An 18683-nucleotide genomic window follows, 5' to 3' on the forward strand; every position below is an offset into this window, starting at 1 on the left:
CCAATATGGGCGATCACGGCGCTGACCCTTAGCCCGATCGCCCTCATTCGCCATCTGCTGCGCGTCGCGGCCCTGTTCCTGATCGTCGCCCTGGTGCTGGGGCTGGGGATGCCGCTCATCGCGGAAAAGCTGCTCGGCCTGCCCCGCGATTCCCTGATCTACCAGGCATTGATGATGCTGACGGGCCTAGTCGTCATCCTCATCGTCCTGCGCGCCCTCTTTCAACCGCTAATCCTGCGCTATGGTGGCCTTGACGGCGACGACACGCACGGCTCGGCCCGCTTCGCCACGGCGAACGAGACGCGCGCCCTCGCCCGCGCCGATACCGGCCTGCTGATCGGCCGCGACATGAAAACCCGCAAGCTGCTGCGCTATCCCGGCCCCGCCCATCTGCTGACGATCGCGCCGACGCGCACCGGCAAGGGGGTGGGCACGATCATTCCCAACCTGATCGACTATCCCGGCCCGGTCGTGTGCATCGACCCCAAGGGCGAGAACGCCATCGTCACCGCGCGCGAGCGCGCCAGGTTCGGTCCGGTCCATATCCTCGATCCGTTCGGCATCACCGGCCTGCCCTCGGCCGCCTTCAATCCGCTGGATCGGATCGACCCCGCCGGTCTCGATCTCGCCGACGACGCCATGACGCTCGCCGACGCGCTGGTCTATGACGCTCCCGGCGAAGCGGGCGAGGCGCATTGGAACGACGAAGCCAAGGCGCTGATCGCCGGCCTGATCCTCCATATCGTCGCCAGCGAGCCGCCCGCGACCCGCACCCTCGCCACGCTGCGCGATCATCTGACGCTCGCCCCGCAAGCCTTCGCCGCCCTGCTCTCCGACATGCAAGGCTGCGGCGGCCTGGTCGCGCGCGCCGCCAATCGCCATCTCGGCAAGTCCGACAAGGAAGCCTCCGGCGTGCTGTCGGCCGCGCAGCGCCATACCCATTTCCTCGATTCCCCACGCATGGGCCGGGTTCTCGGCCGCTCGGATTTCGCGTTCGCCGACATGAAGGCGTCGCCGGCGACAATCTTCCTCGTCCTGCCGCCCGATCGCATCGCCGCCTATGCCCGCTGGCTGCGCCTGATGATCGCGCAAGCCCTCACCGATCTGTCGCGCGGCGCGGTCCCTGCCCGCCCCGTCCTGTTCCTGCTCGATGAATTTGCCGCGCTCGGCCGCCTCGATCCGGTCGAACGCGCTATGGGCCTGATGGCCGGCTACGGCGTCCAGCTCTGGCCGATTTGCCAAGATATTCACCAGCTCCGCACGCTCTACCGCGAGCGCGCCGGCACCTTCTTCTCCAATGCCGGGGCGTTACAGATATTCGGCGTCAACGACCATGACAGCGCCAAGCTCGTCTCCGATCTGCTCGGCCAGGAAACGGTGATGTTCGAGACGATGAGCCGCGCTCTCGATGCCGACGAAACCGGAATCTCGTTCGGCGTGCAACATGTCGGCCGCCCGCTGCTGACCCCCGATGAAGTCCGCACCCTGCGGCCCGATTTGCAGCTCCTGTTCCTCGCCGGCCAGCGCCCGATCGTCGCCACCAAGCTCGCCTATTATGTCGATCGCGAGTTCGCGGGACGGTTCGATCCGGTGCAGCCCGTTTAAACGGCTTCAAGCGCAAGCATCATAATATCATTTGTATATCTAACCGATGGCGTTCCGCCATATATCGGCATCCGTGAAATCGTCCGAAAGCGTTGAAAATCTACCGCTGCCGCGCGAAAGGTGAGTTTTGGGGTATCGGCTCACTTTTCGCGGGTCGGCGCGGCGAGGCGACAAGGATCTACTTTCAGAAAAATCCTGCCCTGGGACGCCCATAGAGCGGCTTAGCACGTTCGACTCTCCCCGACCTATCGAACGCCCGAAATGCCGTCCAGCGGCCCGGAAATCGCACCAGTAGCGACGTTTCCGCCTGCCCTGCCCTCTCGAATAGATCGCTGCCCTATCCGCCTGGCTTTTCTGGAAAGCCAATTGCGACAGTGGAGCTGGGCGCGGTGCTGGAAGGTTGGGCGCTACGGTGCGACTAATCTCCCTTTATAATTAAAAGCGTGCCGGCGAAGCCGGCTCATCATGGGGGATGCCGGGTGGGAGGATGGCTTTAGCCATCCGGGGCGGCCGAAGGCCGCGAGCCGGCGGGGGCGAAGCCCCCAAGAGGCGGCGCTTTTCTTCTTCTTCAGCAGCGGCGCGGGATAGCGTGGCGAGTTATCCACAGACGAACCTACCCCAAAGCTCACCGTTCGCGTTCTGATTCAAAGATTCTTCTTAGATTCAAGATTCAGGGTGCCTCAAACCCGCAGAAAACCTAGAGAAATGGCCTCGAAAAGTGAGTGTTGGGGTCGAGTCGCGTGAGTTTTCGGGTAGCCTTCGGTGAGCTTTGGGGTCGGTAAAGGTGAGTGTTGGGGTCGAGTCCGGTGAGTGTTGGGGTATGGGCATTTTCATCGGTGAGTTTTGGGGTATCCCCTCCCTATGGTCGAACGGCGAGCTTTAAGAATTGCCTAGCTCACTTTAATTGCTAAGGTGAGCGCATGAATCATGCAACCTCACCTGTAAATGGCGGAAAGGCAAAGGTTGCCCTGGACGGCGACACCGCTCTGACCCTCGCGCAAAAGGGACGCGGCAATCCCTTTGATCCCGCCAATTATGGAGAAATTGTCAAACCCGGCGAGCTGGTCGATATTGTCGAGCTGTCCCCCCTCACCCTCGCCGATCGGCGAATCTATAACCTGCTGATCGCCAACGCCTGGGAGCGGATCGGCGAGCCGGTCATCCACCGCATCCCGAAAAGCGCGCTCAAAGGCACGCACCAGGGCAATGAGCGCATAGAAAGCTCGCTGCTGCGCCTGATGGGCACCATCGCGATCGTCACGATCCGCAAGGGCGGCAAGAGCTTTAAGCGCCGCGTCCAGCTTCTCGGCCCCAGCGATGAAAGCCTCGAAAAAGACGGGTTCCTGCATTACCGCATCCCCGAAGAACTGATTGAGATTTTGCGTAACAGCGAGGTCTATGCCCGCCTCAAGACGCAAGTGATGTATTGTTTCGAGTCGAAATACGCGCTCTGCCTCTATGAAATGATCGAGCGCCGTATCGGCCTCGAATACAAGCAAAGCGAGGAGTTCACTATCGCGGAGCTGCGCGGCCTGCTCAACGTGCCGGAAGGCAAGTTGGAACGCTTCGCCGATTTCAACAAATACTGCCTCAAGGTCGCTCAAGAGGAAATCAACAAGCTCTGCCCCTTCTGGGTCGAGTTCACCCCGATCAAGAAGGGCCGCAAGGTCGAGCGGGTTTCGATGATGTGGCTTCCCAAGACCATGAGCGGCCGTCGCGACGCGCAAAACCTGATCGACCAGCATAGCATTGTGCGGCGGGCGAAGCTGCGCGGAGACATACCCGAAATGCCGGTGCTGGTGGATTTCAGCGCGCCAGCGGCCCAAAGGTGAGGCCCTACCCCAAAACTCACTTTTCGCGCGCTGCGCCTGCCTAGCCTGCGACGCCCATCTCCTCGCCGGCCCTATCCCTCGCCAGCATCGAGCGCGCGGCTCACCGTGAACTGAATCCATGCGCTGCGGCTGATCCCGCGCCGCTTCGCCGCCGCATCGACCTTCGCCAGCAAAGCGCGATCGAACCGCAACATGACCGGCGACTTGCGCGGCCCGTCCTCGGCCGCCTCCGTGATCGCCGGCGCTGTCGGTTTCGCGGCACCGGCTATGAAGGCGTCGGCCGCGTCGTCGGTAACGGGCGGCTTGGGCTTGCTATTCGGTTTACGAGCGATAGCCATTTTCATTCACTCCGCTATCATTATGCTATACAAATACCGCACTGACCAATGCGGCCAGCTCGTCTATCGCCTTGGCGTCGCGCGGGGATTGCTCGACCACCGCCCTGCCCTCGGCCGCCGCGTTCGGGAACGCTTTGCGGCGCACGATCGACGTGGGCAGCACCTCGATCCCCTCAATATCGCCGATCATCTGCAAGGCCGCCTCATTGTCGCCGCCCTGCGGGTCCGCGCCGTTGAGGACCGCGACGGCGCGCAGCCCCTCGTTGATCTCGCGCGCCTCGGCCACCAGCGCCGCCACCTGGTCGAGCGCCCACACGTCAAAGCTGCGCGGCTGCACCGGCACCAGCAGCGTGTCGGCCACGGTGAGCGCGGCGCGCAGCGAGCCGGTATCGCGTCCGCCTACGTCGATGATGATGTCATCATATTTGGGGGCGAGCTGGCGGACCTGGCTGCGAAGAGCCGCGCCAGTGAGCGCGACGGCGGTATAGCCAGCCTCGCCAAGCCGCTCGGCGCGCAGCTCCGTGAAGGTAAGGGCGGTTCCCTGCTCGTCGCCGTCCACTAGCAGAAGGTCGCGGCCCGCAAGCGCGCGCGCGACCGCGAGGTTCACGGCGAGCGTGGTCTTGCCGACGCCGCCCTTGGTGTTTCCGACCGCCAATATCATTCCGCTCTCGCTCCGCTGGCAATGTGCGCGCTATATAGCAGCGTTTGTAATGCTAGGCGATATACATTTGATGGCGGCGATTATTCGCCGCCCTCCCCCTCGTCCTCGTCGTCCAGCGGTTCGTGCTCCATCTGGCCATGATCCTCGATCGGGCAAAGCGGCGCTCCGGCCAGCTCAAGCCACTTGCGCGCGGTCCTCACCGTATAGCCGCACGTCGCGCACTCACATTTGAGCATCCGGGTTTTCTGCTTCTTGGGAGCGGTGGATTCGCCGTCCGTATCGAGACGGGCATGGGGGAGGGGGCCAACGGCTTTTAGGATCGGCGCGATAGCGACAAGAAACGCCTCGCCCGGTGTCGTCGCCCGCATCGGCCCGACCAGGCCAAGGCCAAGGGCGACCCGTTTAAACGCCTTCCCATGCCCTGCCGGGATGCCCACGGCCGCGTGGACCAGTTCATGCGCGAGGATCGCCGCGATCTGCGCCGGCATGGCGTCGGCCGCGTGGGCGAGGTCGGGACGGATAAAGATTTCAAAATGCCCATCTGCACTAAGCCGGTTGTCCCAGCACTCGCCGATCGCCTTGCCCTTGCGGCCCGTGCTGGTGAAGCCGATCGCCACGCGGATATGCGCGGGCAGGGGGGCGTCCAGCGCCTCGAACAGCGGGGCCATGCCCGCCGCCACCGCATTGAGCCAGCTTTCCCGGTTGTCCTGCGTCATCGTTTTTACTCCCTTCAAATCGCCTGTCCGGCGATGGCCGTGCCATCGGCCGGAACACGGACGCCCAAGAACGACGACAGGAGAGGGGGGCAGCGGGAATCTGCGGGAGTGGTGCGGGCGGGCGCTTCGCGCCAACCCGGTCCCGCTGATTCCCGTTGCTGGGGAGAGGGGGACGGAACGCCCTCTCCCCACGCAAATAAACGACACGCCGGCGCACGCCGGCACGACAGGGCAGGGGCAAGGCCCCTGCCTCACGCGAGGATCGTCACGCTTATGCGCCAAGACCGCTTGCGGGCTTGGTCGGAGCGGTCACGCGGAGATAGAGCCGTGCCCGAAGGGTCGCGCCCGATATTGCCTTTTAATGTCCATATGACAGCGTAACGATAGCGTTATGATATACAGATGATTGATTTCTACTCGCCTTGTCGCCGGCTCATCGCTTCGCCAGTGGCGGACTAGAGCCATCTAGAAAAACATCCCATAGGATGTTATATTAAGCGCGATGCAAAGAGTCGTATTAGATACCTCGGTTATCGCCACGGCGCTGCGGAGCCAAACGGGAGCGAGCTTCGCCCTACTGCGCGCCGTCGAGTATGGCCGCTTGAAGATACTCGCCACGCCGTCGCTGTTCCTCGAATATGAGGACGTGCTGAAACGACCGGAGCAGCGGCAAGTGTCGGGGCTGACGTTGGAGGCCGTGGACGAACTGCTTGGCGAGCTGGCGGCGCTGATCGAGCCGGTGGAGGTGCATTTGCTGTGGCGGCCGCAACTACGCGACCCCGACGACGAAATGGTGTTGGAAGCGGCGATTAACGGGCGGGCCGATGCGCTTGTGACTTATAATATCCGCGATTTCCGGGGCGCAGCCCCGCGCTTCGGAATCCGGTTGATGCAGCCCGCCGATCTGTTGAAGGAGTTATGACAATGAGCAAGGCGACCTACCCGCTCAAGCTGCCAACCTCGATCAAGGCGGCAGCGGCGCGACTGGCAAAGGAAGATGGCGTTAGCCTCAATCAATGGATCGCAACGGCGGTCGCGCAGAAAATTGGCGCGGTCGAGACGGCGGCCGAGTTCTTCACGCGCCGCGCGAAGGGCCACACCGGCAGCGGCCTGGGCCGTATTCTCGACAAGGTGCCTAATCGGCCGCCCGAAGCCGGCGACGAATTGCCGGAAGGCTGGACGCTCGATCGCCTGCGCCAGTAATCCGGCATGAGGGCCATCTTCATCCGGCACGGCGAAAGCACCGGCAACGCCGGCGTGCCGTGTCACGATCTGGCGACGATCGAGCTGACGGAGCGCGGCCAGGAACAGGCCCGCGCGGTCGCGGCGAGCTGGACGGAAGCGCCCGCGCTTATCGTCACGTCGCCTTATACCCGCACCCGGCAGACGGCCGCGCCGACGATCGCGCGCTTTCCCGGCGTGCCGGTGGAGACGTGGCCGATCGAAGAATTTACCTATCTCCAACCCTCCCGATGGAACGGCACGCGCAGCGCCGAAAGGATGCCGCACCTCGAACGCTATTGGAGCGCGGCCGATCCTGATTATTGCGACGGGGAAGGGGCGGAGAGCTTCGGCACGCTGCTACGGCGCTGCGAGGCCGCGCTGGCGCGTCTCGCCGCCATGCCTGCTGACTCGCTGGCCTATGTGTTCGGGCATGGGCAATTCATCCAGGCCGCACGCGCAATCGTCGCCGACGCTCATATGGATGACCGGGCCAAGATGCGCGCGTTCTGGCGCAAGGGGGAGCCGCCCGCGATCGGCAACGCGCAGCGGGTGGGGTTTCATTGGCAGGGCGACCGCTGGGCCTGTGGGCCAGCGGTCGCCGCCTAGATCAACACCCGCTCCACCTCGTCCAGCGTCACGTCATCAGGCCGTCGATCGTAGAGCTGGGTGGTGCGCGTCGAGCTGTGGTTCGCCATCGTCGCGGCCGTCTCCAACGTGCCGCCATTCTTCAAATAGGTGGTGATCCCGGTCGCGCGGAAACTGTGATTGCCGATCGCCGTGCCGATCTCGGCCGCCGCCGCGCGCCGCCGCACCATCGCGAAGGCATTGGCTTGGGGCAGGGGGGTATCGCTTAGTCGCTTAGTGCCGCGCGCGATGGTGCGGAACAGCGGCCCTTTGCGGTCCTCGCGCAAACCGCACCCGTCGATATATTCGACCAGGTAATGCTCAAGATTGTGATGGCAGGGCATTTCATGGCGCTTGCCACCCTTTTCGTGCAGCCGCACCCATAGGCGGCGGTTCTGCACGAACACGTCCTCGACGCGCATGGAGAGCGCGGCACCAATCCGGGCGAAGCTATAGACCATGAGGCCGATCAGGGCGCGGTCGCGCAGGCCGGCATGGGTGGTCACGTCAATGCTGTCGAGCAACCGCCGCGCCTCGTCGGGGGCCAGCACCGGCGTCTTGCCGCGCCGCTGGCTATGCGCCGGTCCGCGCACCGATCCGGCGGGATTCACCGGCACGATATGGCCCGTCACCAGCCAGTCGAACAGGTGACGCACGCCGGCGAGCTGCTGTTTGACGCTGGGCGCGGCCAGCTCGCGCCCCAGCGCCTCGACCCAGGCCGCGACATGAAGCGGCTGCACGCCGGCGAGCGAGGCGACGCCGCGCGCCTCACACCAGGCGAGGAAGTCGCCCGCTGCGCGCGCATAAGCGCGCCGCGTGTGGGGGTTGCGGATGGTGACGGCGAAGAACTCAAGGAAGCGCCGCCGCGTGTCATCGTCGGCCGCCGCGATCAACGCCGGCAGCGCCGGCGACGATGCGGGCGAGGGCAGGGGGGCGAGCTGGTTCATCGCGCGATCTTCTCCCATCGTGCCGGATCGGGGCGAGGCTCGGCAAGCAAGCGATCGATTCTGGCGCAAGCCTCATCATGCGGAATCCCCGGCCTCGGATCGTCAATGCGGGCCTGCAATATCCGGCGCAGCAGCTCGTCCTGTAGGTCGCGGTGCGGCTCCATTTCGATGAAGTTCTGGACGATCAGGAACACCGCCTCGGAAGGGTCGGCGAACCTACCCCGCTCGATCTGCGCCAGCAGCCAATCGGCCATGCTGCCGGGTAGATACGCCTCGAAGCGCAAGCCGCCCGCGCGGGCCTGCTCGCGCAGCGCCTTGGCCTGGGCGCGCTCGGCGGGGTTGTCGTCGGGCAACTCGTCGTCGGTCATAGGACTCCCTTTTGGTCGTGGATCTCCGGCACGTTTAAACGCTCTCGGTAGGATCGCCGCGATACCGCACCCAAAGGTCGTGCATCGCGTCGCGATAGCCCCATGCGTCGGCGTAGGTGGTCGGCTCCTGCGCCAGATAGGCCATGATGGTCAGCATATCCTCGGCAATGACGGCATCGACGTTGCAAAGGTGCAGGATCGGGAAATGCCCGCACTCGTCGCCGTTCCACCAGGCCAACAAGAAATCGGCGACCTTCGCCGATGCGCCCGTCTCGGCCGCGCGCGTGGGCGGCATGGCGATCGGGAGCAAGCGGCCGATCGCCTCGCCGACTTCATCGAAGCTCACGGCCCGGATGATCGGGCGGCGCTGCGGGGGTGTCGTGGCGGCCTTCTCGGTCATGCAATCCCGGTCCTTTTGAATGTATGATAAAGGACATTATCATACATAAACTGGCAGGGGAATCGGGCCACCAAAATTTGACGGAAGCGCGGCTGCGTGCCTGCTTACACGCAGCCGCGCGGCAACCTATCGCATCGACGGGGGGGGTCGATGGTGGTCGCCTATCTGTTTGCAGGTTCGGCGTGTTCGTTCAGCACAACGGTAAATTTAGAGCCGGCGAATGTTGTGCTGGGCCGGTGCCAAGCATCGACCACGATCAGGGATTTCGCATCAATGTCCACTCTCTCGCCGATCGCGGGATGCTTCGTGAAATGATAATCACCAAGCGCCGTAGCCGAGCTGCGCTCCGTCCCGATCATGACTTCCACAAGGTTTGACATCAAAGTTTCCCTTTCTCTGGTTTTGGGGATTGGGGGGAATCAGCCACATCCGATCGGTCATCGCCGCCCACGCTGGACCGTTGCTGCCTGCGGGCGCGGCGGCGGGCATTTGCATTGGATACCGCGAAGGAAAATCTCGACGGCTTGGTCGACGACATGCCGTATTTCATCTGGTGGCGGGGCGGGGCGGAGTCCTAGAGCCACCTCCAATTGGATATTGGCGCGCACCATTCCCACGAACTGCTGCGCGGCGATCGCGCAGTCATTGACAAAGATTTCCTCCCTCGTCGCGGCGCTCCGAAGCATATGGGCGAGGCCATCGGTCACGGCGCGGGGACCATCATCGAAAAATTGTTTGATAGAATCCGGCGAAATTCCGGGGTCGCCAACCGCTGCCTTGTAGATCGGAAGAAGCGTTGGCGAAGTGATCGCCGTGAGAAGCCGCTGGCCAAATTCGGTGAGGATAGCGCGAAGATCATGGTCATCGCCGCCGCTCCTAAGAGAAACGACCCAACGACCGCTGAAATCGGTGTTCGGACCCGCACCTAGGCGCGCTGTCGCTCCTTCATCGCCGTTCGATTGTTCATCTGGATTTACTGGCTTGCCCATATCCGGGTTTGCAGACGCCACATCATCTTCGTCGGGAGCCTGCTTCGTAGAAAGCAGACGCACCAATACGCGGAAACGCCAAGCCGCTATGGTCGAGAAGATGCCATGTGGCCGGTTGCGAAAGGCCGCGACCCGGCCCGCGATCAGCTCGATCTGCTCCATGTTGAACCCCGCCCTTGCAATTCTCATACGTTCGCCAGGGTCATCAGCGAGGCCGTAGCGAGCCAGAATCGCGAAACGCCGCAGCGCCTCAAGTCGCGGATTCGCGAGCCGGTTGGGCAACCGCGTGGCAACAAGAACGCGATACCATCTGTGCAGGCGGGAAGGCTCGAAAAGGCTCGCCGGACTGTCGGCCTCGGCAAGCGCGATGATAGTCAATTCGAGACGCGACAGACTTTCCGACAGCGACGCCTCATGCGTCTCGACGCGCCCTTCCCGGCACTCCGTGTGCGGTATCGGCTCGTTGTCGTTGGCCACCATCGCGCGAGGCCCCGTCAGGTCTTTAGGGGACAACGTGACGCGACAATCGCGATCATCGTATCCACCAGAATAATGTGCTGAAAACCGCACAAAGCGCTGCGACTACCAAGACAAGCTGTATAGTCGCTCCCATGCTGTTGCTAATGGATAGCATCTCTATGAGACTTTGAATTTCATGCTTCTTAGGGGAACTCATAACATAACGTCCCGATGCTATTTCATTTCCAATATTGTCCAGAATCCCAAGGTCATGGTCGATGAAAATACAAAGGTGCCGATCGCTCCCAAGCGCGCCGTCTTGAGGCGATACCCAGCTCCAATATCCATGACGAAGTGGCGGATGCCCGATGCTAGATGCTGGAACACGCACCAGGACAACCCGAACAGGATGTATGTGCCGAACCAGCTCGTCGCGAAGGCGGTAAAGCGCTCATATGCGTCGGCGCCTTCGGAAATCGACCACAACCACCAAAGCAGCAAGGGCATCCCGACCAGCGATATCGCAATGGCGGAGAAACGATGCATGATCGACGTCATCATTGCGATCGGTGGTCGATAAATCGTCGCGTGCGGCGATAGCGGTCGCTGTTTCGTATTAGCCATTGCTCATCTGCCCCTTCGCTCTCCCTTCCCGGTCCACGCCGTAGATTCCGTGGAGGAAAATCCCGACGGCGGAGGTCACGGCTGCTTCGGCCTCGGGGGGCGATGGCGGCGGTCGGAGGCCAAGAACAACTTGCAGATGGAGATTGTCGCGAAACATGCCGACGAAGTGGTCTGCCGCACCCCGACAATCTTCGAGTTCGATTTCGCCGCGATCGCGGGCTTCTTCCAGAACCTCGGCGAGCCGATCGGAAGCGCGACCCGGCCCCTTCTCGAAAAATTCGCGCGCCAGCTCTGGAAAGCGGCCAGCTTCGGGCATGATCGAACGATAGACGCCGATCAAACCGGGAGACATGTAGATAGCGAGTAAGCGCCGGCCAAATTCAAGTAGAACCTCGCTAAGACTCCGGCCCTCCAGACCATCAACCGCAAGGGCGGAAAGTGCCGTGCCCGCGTTTTCAGAAACCAGGGCGGTGAACAGCCCCTCCTTGCTGCCAAACTCGTTGTAGATCGTTCGCTTCGAGCCGCCGAGACGCTCGATGATCGCGTCGATGCTGGTGGCGGCATAGCCCTGCTCGAAAAAGACCTGCGCTGCCGCTTCGAGGATGGCGGCCCGCCTGGCGTTCTTCGACGGACGGCGCGCGTGGGTGGCTGTGGCCATTTGCAACTCCATTCGCCTTACCTCTTGACTGGTAATGTCCGTTACCTTGCCGGTCAAGCGGTAATCTGAATTACCAACGGTGGACGATGCGGCGAATAGCGACACTTATGCTGGTGGCCGGACTGAGCGGATGTGCGAGCATCCCTAATCTTGGTCCCCGCCCCGACCCGGCCCTGCCCGGCTCATTCTCATCGACGCGCTCGCTCGCGGGTTCGTCGCAGGATTGGCCGAACGATGATTGGTGGCGGTCCTTCGACGACGCGCAACTCGATGCGCTGGTCAGTGAGGCGCTGCGGGATTCACCGACCATCGAGCAAGCGGCCGCACGAATCCGTATGGCGGGCGCGCAGGTCGAGCTGGCGCGGGCGGCCCTCCTGCCTAGCGTCGGCGCTACCGTTACCGGGCGCGAATCGCGCATTACACAAAGCATCGGTCTGCCTACCGATGGCGACTGGCACATGCTGGTGGCGGGCCTCGGAAGCCTCAACTACGACCTTGATCTTTGGGGCAAGAACAGGAAGGCGCTGCGCGCCACTGTCTCGGAGAAAAAGGCGGCCGAAGCCGATGACGCGACGGCCCGCCTCGCCCTCGCGGCGGCCGTGTCCACCACCTATGTCGATTTCGCGCAATTGCTGGTCCGTCAGGACGTCGCCACCGATGCGGTGCGGATACGGCGGGCAACGCTCGATCTGGTGTCACGGCGTTTCGATGCCGGCCTTGAGCCGCGCACGTCGCTGGAACAGGCACAAGGCGGCGTCGAGAGCGCCGAAGCCCAACTCGCGGCGATAAACGAGGCGATCGGGCTTAGCCGCAATGCGCTCGCGGCGCTGGTGGGCGCGGGGCCGGATCGCGGCCTGTCGATCGAAGCCCCTACACTTCGCACCCGACGCCCCGACGCCCTGCCGGCAAACATTCCGGCCGAACTCGTCGGACGTAATCCGCAAGTCGTTTCCGCAAGATGGCGGGTGGAATCCGCCGCCGAGCGCATAGGCGTCGCCCGCGCCGGCTTCTATCCGAACGTCAATATCAGCGGCCTCATCGGTCTTGCCTCGTTCGGCCTCGACAATCTTTTCAAGTCGGAATCGGTGATCGGTTCCTTCGGGCCTGCGATCAGCCTGCCGATCTTCCAGGGCGGGCGATTAAGCGCACGCTATCGCGGTGCGCGGGGCGACTATGACGCGGCGGTCGCGACCTACAACGAAACACTACTCCAGGCACTCCATCAAGCCGCTGACGCGGCAACGTCGCTGCGGGCGCTCCATGAGCGCGTGGATCGGACAGATGCGGCGGTCGCGCGCCAGGACGCGGCTTATGGCCTCGCCAAGATGCGCTATGAAGGGGGCCTCTCCGACTACCAATCGGTCCTCATCAGCGAGGACGCCCTTCTGGCCGCGCGCGAGCAAGCGGCCGCCCTGCGCCTGCGGGGCTTCATCCTCGACATTGCCTTGGCGAAAGCCCTGGGCGGCGGCTTCAAGGCGGCTGTCCCGGCCAGCGATACCAACTCTTGACTGGGAATAACCGATGACCGACGCCACCCTTGAGCAAGACCACGATATGCAGGACACCCCGCCCCCGTCCAAGAGCGGGAAGCGAAAGCGGCTGTTCCTCATCTTCGGCGGCGCAATCGTCCTGATCGCCCTGTGCTGGTGGATATGGGCGACCTTCATCGCCGGCGACACGGAATCGACCGAGAACGCCTACACGAATGTCGAGGTGTCGCAGGTCACGCCGCTTGTCGGCGGCCCGGTCAAGCGGGTGGCTGTCGTCAACACCCAGGCGGTGCGCGCCGGCGACGTGCTGGTGGAGCTGGACGACACCGATCTGCGCCTTGCGGTCGCGCAGGCCGAAGCGGCGCTCGGCCGCGCGCGTCGGCAGGTCCGGCAGGTTCAGGAAAATGACGTGAATCTCGCAGGCCAGGAGGGCGTGGGCGCGGCCGATCTGCTTCGCGCGCAGGCCGATCTCGACAAGGCGTTGCTCGATGAGCGGCGTCGCCAGCGTCTCGCCGCGCCCGGCGCGATCTCGCAGCAGGAATTGTCGGACTCGCAAACGGCGGTTCGGGTGGCGCAAGCCGCCGTCAACCAGGCCAAGGCGCGTGTCGCGGCCGCCGCTGGCGCGCGGCGCGCCAATCAGGTGCTTGTCGAGGACACGACCGTCGAAACCAACCCGGAAGTTCTTGCCGCGAAGGCGCGTCTGGATCAGGCAAAGGTCGACCTCTCACGCGCCGTCATCCGCGCGCCGGTCGATGGCGTCGTGGATCAGCGCCATGTCGCGGTCGGCCAGCGGGTGCAGCCAGGCGTGCCGGTGATGGTCGTTGTTCCCGTGCAGGATATGTATGTCGATGCCAACTTCAAGGAAGGCCAGCTTCGCGGCGTCAAGCCCGGTCAGCCGGTGCATCTCACCTCGGACCTCTACGGCTCGGACGTGGTGTATCATGGCCGCGTGGAAGGGTTCGCAGGCGGTTCCGGCTCGGCCTTTGCCGCGATCCCCGCGCAGAACGCGACCGGCAACTGGATCAAGGTCGTCCAGCGCCTTCCCGTTCGCATCCGGCTCGATCCGAAGGAACTGAAAGAGCATCCGCTGCGCGTCGGCTTGTCGATGCACGCAACGGTCGATCTTTCCGGGGCACGCTGAAATGTCCGCACATAGTGCTGAGGGTTATCCGCCGCTGACAGGCGCGAAACTCGCCATGGCGGCGGCCGCGCTGTCGTTCGGCAATTTCGTGGTGGTGCTCGATACGACGATCGCCAATGTGGCGATGCCGACGATTTCGGGCGATCTTGGTGTCTCAACGACAGAGGGGACGTGGATCATCACGGCCTATGCGGTCGCCGAAGCCATCACCGTTCCCCTGACGGGCTGGCTCTCGCGCCGGTTCGGGGAAGTGCGGCTGTTCACGGCCTGCGTCATCGCCTTCGTGATTTGCTCGATCCTTTGCGGGCTGTCCGGCTCGCTCGGCTTCCTGGTGCTGTTCCGCATCCTGCAAGGTTTCGCGGGTGGCCCGATCATCCCGCTAACGGCCACCCTGCTGATTTCGGTCTTTCCCAAGGACAAGAGCAACATCGCTTTGGCGATATGGGGCATGACGACCGTGGTGGCCCCGATCTTCGGCCCTATCCTCGGAGGCTACATCTCCGACAATTATCATTGGGGCTGGATTTTCTACATCAACATCTTCTTCGGGCTTGCCGTTAGCGGCGTCGCCTGGTGGCTGCTGCACAACCGCGAAACGCCGATCTCGCGCAGCCGGATCGACATAGTGGGCCTCCTTCTCCTCGTCGTGTTCGTGAGCGCGTTCCAGACCATGATCGACAAGGGGCGCGAACTGGACTGGTTCTCATCCTCCTTCATCGTCTGGATGGCGATCGTCGCGGCGATCGCGCTCGGCGCGCTGATCCTGTGGGAGCTGACCGACGATGATCCGGTGATCGACCTTTCGGTGTTCAAAAACCGGACCTGGCTCATCTCCACGCTATCGCTGGGGCTAATGTTCGGGCTGTTCTTCGGAAATATCGTGCTGACCCCGCTCTGGCTGCAACAGATGATGGGCTACACCGCGACCTGGGCGGGCTTTGCGACCGCGCCCATGGGGATTTTGGCGGTCGTGACGGCCCCGATCGTCGGGCGGCTCATGGGCAAGATCGACCCGCGCCTGATCGTCACCTATGTGTAGCGGCTCGCAATGATGATCGCCCGGAACTGCAATAGAGGGGGCTTTCGCGCTTGAATTATGTGAGACGCTGGCGATCAGCCGGCGCACGTTCGGTGAGACGCAAATCACATTCGATGCGACGGACGCGAGATGTTCACCGAGCGGCGCGGGATCGCGGACACGGCGGTCAAAGCGGTAATCCTGCCGCGCGCATATCGTCGGTCAGCTCGCGCGCACGAGCCGGATCAAGCCCGCCCCGGAGCAGTTGCCGTATCTCCGCCGGCTTGGCGTCGAACTGGTCCGCCAGGCTCTTCGTATCGTAGCCGTGGCGGGTAAGCTGGGGTTCGAGGTCGTCAATCTGGCGTGACAGCACACCCTCTACGGTAGCGGCATCGATCGGTTTCACGCTGGCCTCGAACCCGGCTTCGAACGCGCGCACGAGATGGCGGCCGATCTGGAGCGGTGTCTTAAGCTTGGCGGCGAGCAGGATCGCGGCGTCTTCGGTCAGCACGGCATCGGGTTCTATCCCCGGCGACAGTGCGGTGCGCAGCGCCCAGTCGATATAGTCGCGCTGCCGATCGCGCAGGCCGCCAAACTCGAACACGGTCGTCCGGTCGCCGATTTCCTCCATCAGCGGGCGTTTCAGGTCGTTGCGCAGCTTCGGATGGCCGACGAGGATCACGGCCAGTTGACCGCCGCCCTCGGTGACAAGCTCAACGAGGCGCTTGAGCGCGGTCAGCGTCTTTGGGTGGAGGTCGTGGGCGTCGTCGACGAACAGCGCGACCGGTCGCTTGGCCTTGCGAAACAGCTCCTGCAAATCGCGTTCGCGCCGTTCCGATTGGCTTGGGATCGAGACGGTCTTCTCAGACGAAAGATCATAGAACAGCGCTGCAACCAGCAGCGGCACCGATATCTTGGCCTTTTCCAGGCTGAGCGCGCGCGAGACGATCACACGGCCCTCGCGCTCTAGTTCTTCGCGCAGTCGCCGCGTCAGCACGGTCTTGCCCGAGCCGATGGTGGCCGTAAGCGCGATCAGGCGACCACCTGTGATCGCGGTCTTCAGATCATGGGTAAGCTGGGCATGATGCTCGGTCTCGAAGAAGCCGAGATCGACCGGGGGCCGGGCCAGCCCGTAATAGCGCATCACCTCGGTCTGCATCAGCCGCTCCGTCTGTGGCCGGGCGGGAATCGCCTGCGGATTTCATCCATCACTTCGGGCCGGGACAGCGTGCGCGCGAGCAACGCGTCGATGAAGGCGCGGTCCTCTTCGCAAAGGCCGCCAAGCGGCAGGCGCAGTTCCTCGGATATGGCGAAGCGTGCCTTGAGCGGCGTGGCGAAGGTGAGTTCGGCGAACGGATCTGGATCGGCGAATGGCCGGGCCGGCACAGGTGCGATCCCATCGGTGGGCTTGCGACCGATCACCACGATGTCGTCCTCGCCCGTCAAGACCGAGCGAGGGATTCCGATCTTCGTCGCCAGCGCATCGACGCGATCCGCGCGGACCTCGCGCCGGCTCTTGCGATGCTTGCGATAGCGATGCAGCGGCACCGGCCCTCCGACCGGATCGAACGGGCCGTATCGGTCATCGCCATGCTCGACCCATAGCTCCTGGTCGAACAGCCCCCACCAGACGACAACCGTTTCGCCGGCCACTTCGGACGTGACCTCATAGGTAACGCCGGCGACGGTCAGCCGGCAGTCGAGGCCGACCTTGCGGCGCTCTGGCTCGCGCGCGAATGCGCAATAGCGCTCCCAACTGCACATGGCGCAAATGCCGCCATCGGGCAGGTGGCCGAGCCAGTCGTCGATCCGAGAATGCGGCTCGCGACGATGGTCGCCGCTGTTGTAGGTGGCGATGTAGCGCGCCAGCCAGCGATTGGCCTCCTCCTCGCTGGCGGGTTCGTGAAAGTGGTACAGCGTCTCGTGCGCTTCCTTGACAGTGCGGAACGGGCGCTCGACTTTCCCCTTGGCGCGCGCGGTCGTGCGGCGTCCGTCCGACCCTGCTGGCATGTGCGGAGTGACGGTAATCCCGAGACATTCCATGACCCCCTTGAACACGCTCGATTTGCCGACCGGGCCGCCATCGAGCTGGATGTTCTCCGGAATACCTCCAAACGGATTGTCCTCCTTTGGTGCCATCGCACGGAACAGGAAGCGCAGCGCCGCCTCGGCATCCTCCCCATAGACGAGCGCATATTCCTGGTAGACGACGCCCGACCGGTCATCGACCACCGAGAACAGCATCAACGTAGGCGCGCCATTACGATCGGGATCGATCCAGGTCGGGGCCTTCAACTGCTTGAGATCCGACGGGCTCATGTCGAAATGCCAGAGCATGTTGGCGCGTTCGGCCTGATAGCGCACCGCAGCCGGCTCGCGCGTCATCCGCTCGGTGTCGTATCCCCGTTGCCGCATGTGCCGGTTGAGTGTCGAGGCAGCCAACCGACCTGCCGGCAGCTTCACCAGACCGCGATCGGGGGTCTCGACACCGTGTTCGGTGACGATTTCGAGGATACGCTTCGTCGAGAGACGACGGCCTTGACGGTTGGTCGTGCGGCTCTTCATCGCCGCAACGACCTCACACCACCATTCGATCTCGCCGGCAGGCATGGTGCGCGACAGGCCACGATCGGCACGGTGTGCGTCCTTCGGCCTTCGCTCGCCGCGCAACAGCCGGTAGAGCGTAGCGCGGCTGATGTCGTAGAGTTCGGCGGTCGATGTCATCAGCGGCTGCCGCTCGGGATGCCTTGCCGGCAATGCCGCCAAACGACGTCGGAGCGTCACGATCGCCTCGATGGGGACCGTGACGCCCGCGCTCATTATGCAGCCTGGCTTTGCGGTTGCCGAGTGGGACCCGCATCGAGCAACGCCTGCCCCGGCGCCTTGGGGGTGCCGTCGCCGTTGACATAGACATACAGGGTCGTGGTCGTGATCCCGAGCCGCTTAGCGACATCAGCCGCGACGACACCTCGATCGGACATCGCCGCCATCGCCATCGTCAGCGTCGCCCGGTTCATCTTGCGCGGCCGACCGCCCATGCGACCGCGCGCGCGCGCCGCAGCAAGGCCGGCATGGGTACGCTCGGCGATCAACTCGCGCTCGAACTCGGCGAACGCCGCGAAGATGCCGAAAGCGAGACGGCCATTGGCAGACGTCGTGTCGATCTGCGCGCCGGCACCTGCCAGCACCTTCAACCCGATCCCGCGCGACCGGAGATCCTCCGCCGTCGTCACCAGATGGCGCAGATCGCGGCCGAGGCGGTCCAGCTTCCAGATGACGAGCGTGTTGCCCGGCTGAAGCGCCTTCAGGCAGGCGGTCAGGCCAGGCCGCGCATCGTGGCGACCCGATGCCATATCCTCATAGATGCGCGACGGATCAATGCCGGCCGCGAACAGCGCGTCGCGCTGCGGCTCCAGCGTTTGCGTGCCGTCCGACTTGGACACTCGGATATAGCCAATGAGCAATGCGTACCCCGCCAGAAAAGACTACCGGCATGGTGCAAGATGGCGCTGGTTTTCACAACGGGTTTTCTTGCTCTTTTCGGATTGCCGGGACCGGCATTGTCAGACCGCGAGAAAACCGCTCGTTT

The 18683-nt window shown here is 63.7% G+C and carries 21 protein-coding genes; 8 read left to right on the forward strand and 13 right to left on the reverse strand.

Going from position 1 to position 18683, the window contains the following annotated elements:
* Both BHQ40_RS15575 and BHQ40_RS15580 read left to right on the forward strand, forming a co-directional pair.
* Positions 1-1605: type IV secretory system conjugative DNA transfer family protein (locus BHQ40_RS15575; RefSeq protein WP_070156780.1), on the forward strand; the 1605-nt coding region annotated here is incomplete at its 5' end.
* A 920-nt stretch (positions 1606-2525) separates the two neighbouring features.
* Positions 2526-3437 (forward strand): replication initiation protein, encoded by a 912-nt coding sequence (locus tag BHQ40_RS15580; protein ID WP_015063480.1) that lies wholly within the window; start codon positions 2526-2528, stop codon positions 3435-3437.
* A 71-nt stretch (positions 3438-3508) separates the two neighbouring features.
* Here BHQ40_RS15580 and BHQ40_RS15585 read toward each other — a convergent pair whose 3' ends face one another.
* The 3 genes from BHQ40_RS15585 to BHQ40_RS15595 all read right to left on the reverse strand — a co-directional run bounded on the left by BHQ40_RS15585 (position 3509) and on the right by BHQ40_RS15595 (position 5152).
* Positions 3509-3775 (reverse strand): hypothetical protein, encoded by a 267-nt coding sequence (locus tag BHQ40_RS15585; RefSeq protein WP_020817760.1) that lies wholly within the window; start codon positions 3773-3775, stop codon positions 3509-3511.
* 25 nt (positions 3776-3800) lie between these two features.
* The gene (locus tag BHQ40_RS15590) at positions 3801-4436 is read right to left on the reverse strand and encodes an AAA family ATPase (RefSeq protein ID WP_015063478.1); all 636 of its coding nucleotides are present in this window, start codon (positions 4434-4436) and stop codon (positions 3801-3803) included.
* Positions 4437-4516: 80 nt separating this feature from the next.
* Positions 4517-5152, reverse strand: a complete 636-nt coding sequence (locus BHQ40_RS15595; protein ID WP_020817759.1) for a transcription elongation protein SprT — start codon at positions 5150-5152, stop codon at positions 4517-4519.
* A gap of 502 nt (positions 5153-5654) precedes the next feature.
* On the opposite strand from BHQ40_RS15595, the gene BHQ40_RS15600 reads away from it, so the two are divergent.
* Genes BHQ40_RS15600 through BHQ40_RS15610 form a run of 3 tightly spaced genes read left to right on the forward strand, consistent with a single transcriptional unit; the run spans position 5655 to position 6982 of the window.
* Positions 5655-6074: a putative toxin-antitoxin system toxin component, PIN family gene (locus BHQ40_RS15600; RefSeq protein ID WP_020817758.1), complete on the forward strand. Its 420-nt coding sequence runs from the start codon at positions 5655-5657 to the stop codon at positions 6072-6074.
* 2 nt (positions 6075-6076) lie between these two features.
* A complete protein-coding gene (locus BHQ40_RS15605) occupies positions 6077-6355 on the forward strand; it encodes a toxin-antitoxin system HicB family antitoxin (protein WP_020817757.1) in 279 nt (92 codons plus the stop codon).
* Positions 6356-6361: 6 nt separating this feature from the next.
* Complete coding sequence (locus tag BHQ40_RS15610) at positions 6362-6982, forward strand: histidine phosphatase family protein (protein ID WP_015063474.1); 621 nt, start codon at positions 6362-6364, stop codon at positions 6980-6982.
* On the opposite strand, the gene BHQ40_RS15615 is transcribed toward BHQ40_RS15610, so the two are convergent.
* The 7 genes from BHQ40_RS15615 to BHQ40_RS15645 form a co-directional block, all read right to left on the reverse strand.
* Entirely contained in the window at positions 6979-7947 is a 969-nt protein-coding gene (locus BHQ40_RS15615; protein ID WP_020817756.1) for a tyrosine-type recombinase/integrase, read from the reverse strand. The two genes, BHQ40_RS15610 and BHQ40_RS15615, sit on opposite strands and share 4 nt — an antisense overlap.
* Positions 7944-8315 carry a hypothetical protein gene (locus BHQ40_RS15620; protein WP_015063472.1) on the reverse strand — a complete coding sequence of 124 codons (372 nt, stop codon included), beginning with the start codon at positions 8313-8315 and terminating at the stop codon, positions 7944-7946. The genes BHQ40_RS15615 and BHQ40_RS15620 overlap by 4 nt, the downstream gene beginning before the upstream one ends.
* A gap of 34 nt (positions 8316-8349) precedes the next feature.
* Positions 8350-8715 (reverse strand): DUF7673 family protein, encoded by a 366-nt coding sequence (locus BHQ40_RS15625; protein WP_015063471.1) that lies wholly within the window; start codon positions 8713-8715, stop codon positions 8350-8352.
* A gap of 161 nt (positions 8716-8876) precedes the next feature.
* Positions 8877-9095: a hypothetical protein gene (locus BHQ40_RS15630; protein WP_020817755.1), complete on the reverse strand. Its 219-nt coding sequence runs from the start codon at positions 9093-9095 to the stop codon at positions 8877-8879.
* 57 nt (positions 9096-9152) lie between these two features.
* On the reverse strand, positions 9153-10274 hold the full coding sequence (locus BHQ40_RS15635; protein ID WP_139139322.1) for a TetR/AcrR family transcriptional regulator C-terminal domain-containing protein: 1122 nt from the start codon (positions 10272-10274) through the stop codon (positions 9153-9155).
* Between the two features lie 123 nt (positions 10275-10397).
* A complete protein-coding gene (gene sdhC / locus BHQ40_RS15640) occupies positions 10398-10787 on the reverse strand; it encodes a succinate dehydrogenase, cytochrome b556 subunit (protein ID WP_029986468.1) in 390 nt (129 codons plus the stop codon).
* On the reverse strand, positions 10780-11445 hold the full coding sequence (locus tag BHQ40_RS15645; protein WP_020817752.1) for a TetR/AcrR family transcriptional regulator: 666 nt from the start codon (positions 11443-11445) through the stop codon (positions 10780-10782). The genes sdhC and BHQ40_RS15645 overlap by 8 nt, the downstream gene beginning before the upstream one ends.
* Before the next feature lie 107 nt (positions 11446-11552).
* On the opposite strand from BHQ40_RS15645, the gene BHQ40_RS15650 reads away from it, so the two are divergent.
* Genes BHQ40_RS15650 through BHQ40_RS15660 form a run of 3 tightly spaced genes read left to right on the forward strand, consistent with a single transcriptional unit; the run spans position 11553 to position 15115 of the window.
* Positions 11553-12953 carry an efflux transporter outer membrane subunit gene (locus BHQ40_RS15650; RefSeq protein ID WP_020817751.1) on the forward strand — a complete coding sequence of 467 codons (1401 nt, stop codon included), beginning with the start codon at positions 11553-11555 and terminating at the stop codon, positions 12951-12953.
* A 13-nt stretch (positions 12954-12966) separates the two neighbouring features.
* A complete protein-coding gene (locus BHQ40_RS15655; RefSeq protein ID WP_021224645.1) occupies positions 12967-14076 on the forward strand; it encodes an HlyD family secretion protein in 1110 nt (369 codons plus the stop codon).
* Position 14077: 1 nt separating this feature from the next.
* Entirely contained in the window at positions 14078-15115 is a 1038-nt protein-coding gene (locus tag BHQ40_RS15660) for a DHA2 family efflux MFS transporter permease subunit (RefSeq protein WP_253183382.1), read from the forward strand.
* Positions 15116-15281: 166 nt separating this feature from the next.
* On the opposite strand, the gene BHQ40_RS15665 is transcribed toward BHQ40_RS15660, so the two are convergent.
* Genes BHQ40_RS15665 through BHQ40_RS15675 form a run of 3 tightly spaced genes read right to left on the reverse strand, consistent with a single transcriptional unit; the run spans position 15282 to position 18558 of the window.
* Positions 15282-16253 carry an ExeA family protein gene (locus BHQ40_RS15665; protein ID WP_008830441.1) on the reverse strand — a complete coding sequence of 324 codons (972 nt, stop codon included), beginning with the start codon at positions 16251-16253 and terminating at the stop codon, positions 15282-15284.
* The gene (locus tag BHQ40_RS15670; RefSeq protein WP_008830442.1) at positions 16253-17914 is read right to left on the reverse strand and encodes an IS481 family transposase; all 1662 of its coding nucleotides are present in this window, start codon (positions 17912-17914) and stop codon (positions 16253-16255) included. Before BHQ40_RS15670 ends, BHQ40_RS15665 begins: the two co-directional genes overlap by 1 nt.
* Complete coding sequence (locus BHQ40_RS15675; RefSeq protein ID WP_037519505.1) at positions 17914-18558, reverse strand: recombinase family protein; 645 nt, start codon at positions 18556-18558, stop codon at positions 17914-17916. The genes BHQ40_RS15670 and BHQ40_RS15675 overlap by 1 nt, the downstream gene beginning before the upstream one ends.
* Between the last annotated feature and the right edge of the window lie 125 nt (positions 18559-18683).

Source organism: Sphingobium phenoxybenzoativorans, from assembly GCF_001757355.1.
In the GTDB taxonomy this organism is placed as follows: domain Bacteria; phylum Pseudomonadota; class Alphaproteobacteria; order Sphingomonadales; family Sphingomonadaceae; genus Sphingobium; species Sphingobium phenoxybenzoativorans.

Coding starts and splice junctions, on each gene's coding strand:
- BHQ40_RS15580 (WP_015063480.1), top strand. CDS start 2,526: ATGAATCATGCAACCTCACCTGTAAATGGCGGAAAGGCAAAGGTTGCC.
- BHQ40_RS15585 (WP_020817760.1), bottom strand. CDS start 3,775: ATGGCTATCGCTCGTAAACCGAATAGCAAGCCCAAGCCGCCCGTTACC.
- BHQ40_RS15590 (WP_015063478.1), bottom strand. CDS start 4,436: ATGATATTGGCGGTCGGAAACACCAAGGGCGGCGTCGGCAAGACCACG.
- BHQ40_RS15595 (WP_020817759.1), bottom strand. CDS start 5,152: ATGACGCAGGACAACCGGGAAAGCTGGCTCAATGCGGTGGCGGCGGGC.
- BHQ40_RS15600 (WP_020817758.1), top strand. CDS start 5,655: ATGCAAAGAGTCGTATTAGATACCTCGGTTATCGCCACGGCGCTGCGG.
- BHQ40_RS15605 (WP_020817757.1), top strand. CDS start 6,077: ATGAGCAAGGCGACCTACCCGCTCAAGCTGCCAACCTCGATCAAGGCG.
- BHQ40_RS15610 (WP_015063474.1), top strand. CDS start 6,362: ATGAGGGCCATCTTCATCCGGCACGGCGAAAGCACCGGCAACGCCGGC.
- BHQ40_RS15615 (WP_020817756.1), bottom strand. CDS start 7,947: ATGAACCAGCTCGCCCCCCTGCCCTCGCCCGCATCGTCGCCGGCGCTG.
- BHQ40_RS15620 (WP_015063472.1), bottom strand. CDS start 8,315: ATGACCGACGACGAGTTGCCCGACGACAACCCCGCCGAGCGCGCCCAG.
- BHQ40_RS15625 (WP_015063471.1), bottom strand. CDS start 8,715: ATGACCGAGAAGGCCGCCACGACACCCCCGCAGCGCCGCCCGATCATC.
- BHQ40_RS15630 (WP_020817755.1), bottom strand. CDS start 9,095: ATGTCAAACCTTGTGGAAGTCATGATCGGGACGGAGCGCAGCTCGGCT.
- sdhC (WP_029986468.1), bottom strand. CDS start 10,787: ATGGCTAATACGAAACAGCGACCGCTATCGCCGCACGCGACGATTTAT.
- BHQ40_RS15645 (WP_020817752.1), bottom strand. CDS start 11,445: ATGGCCACAGCCACCCACGCGCGCCGTCCGTCGAAGAACGCCAGGCGG.
- BHQ40_RS15650 (WP_020817751.1), top strand. CDS start 11,553: ATGCTGGTGGCCGGACTGAGCGGATGTGCGAGCATCCCTAATCTTGGT.
- BHQ40_RS15655 (WP_021224645.1), top strand. CDS start 12,967: ATGACCGACGCCACCCTTGAGCAAGACCACGATATGCAGGACACCCCG.
- BHQ40_RS15660 (WP_253183382.1), top strand. CDS start 14,078: ATGTCCGCACATAGTGCTGAGGGTTATCCGCCGCTGACAGGCGCGAAA.
- BHQ40_RS15665 (WP_008830441.1), bottom strand. CDS start 16,253: ATGCAGACCGAGGTGATGCGCTATTACGGGCTGGCCCGGCCCCCGGTC.
- BHQ40_RS15670 (WP_008830442.1), bottom strand. CDS start 17,914: ATGAGCGCGGGCGTCACGGTCCCCATCGAGGCGATCGTGACGCTCCGA.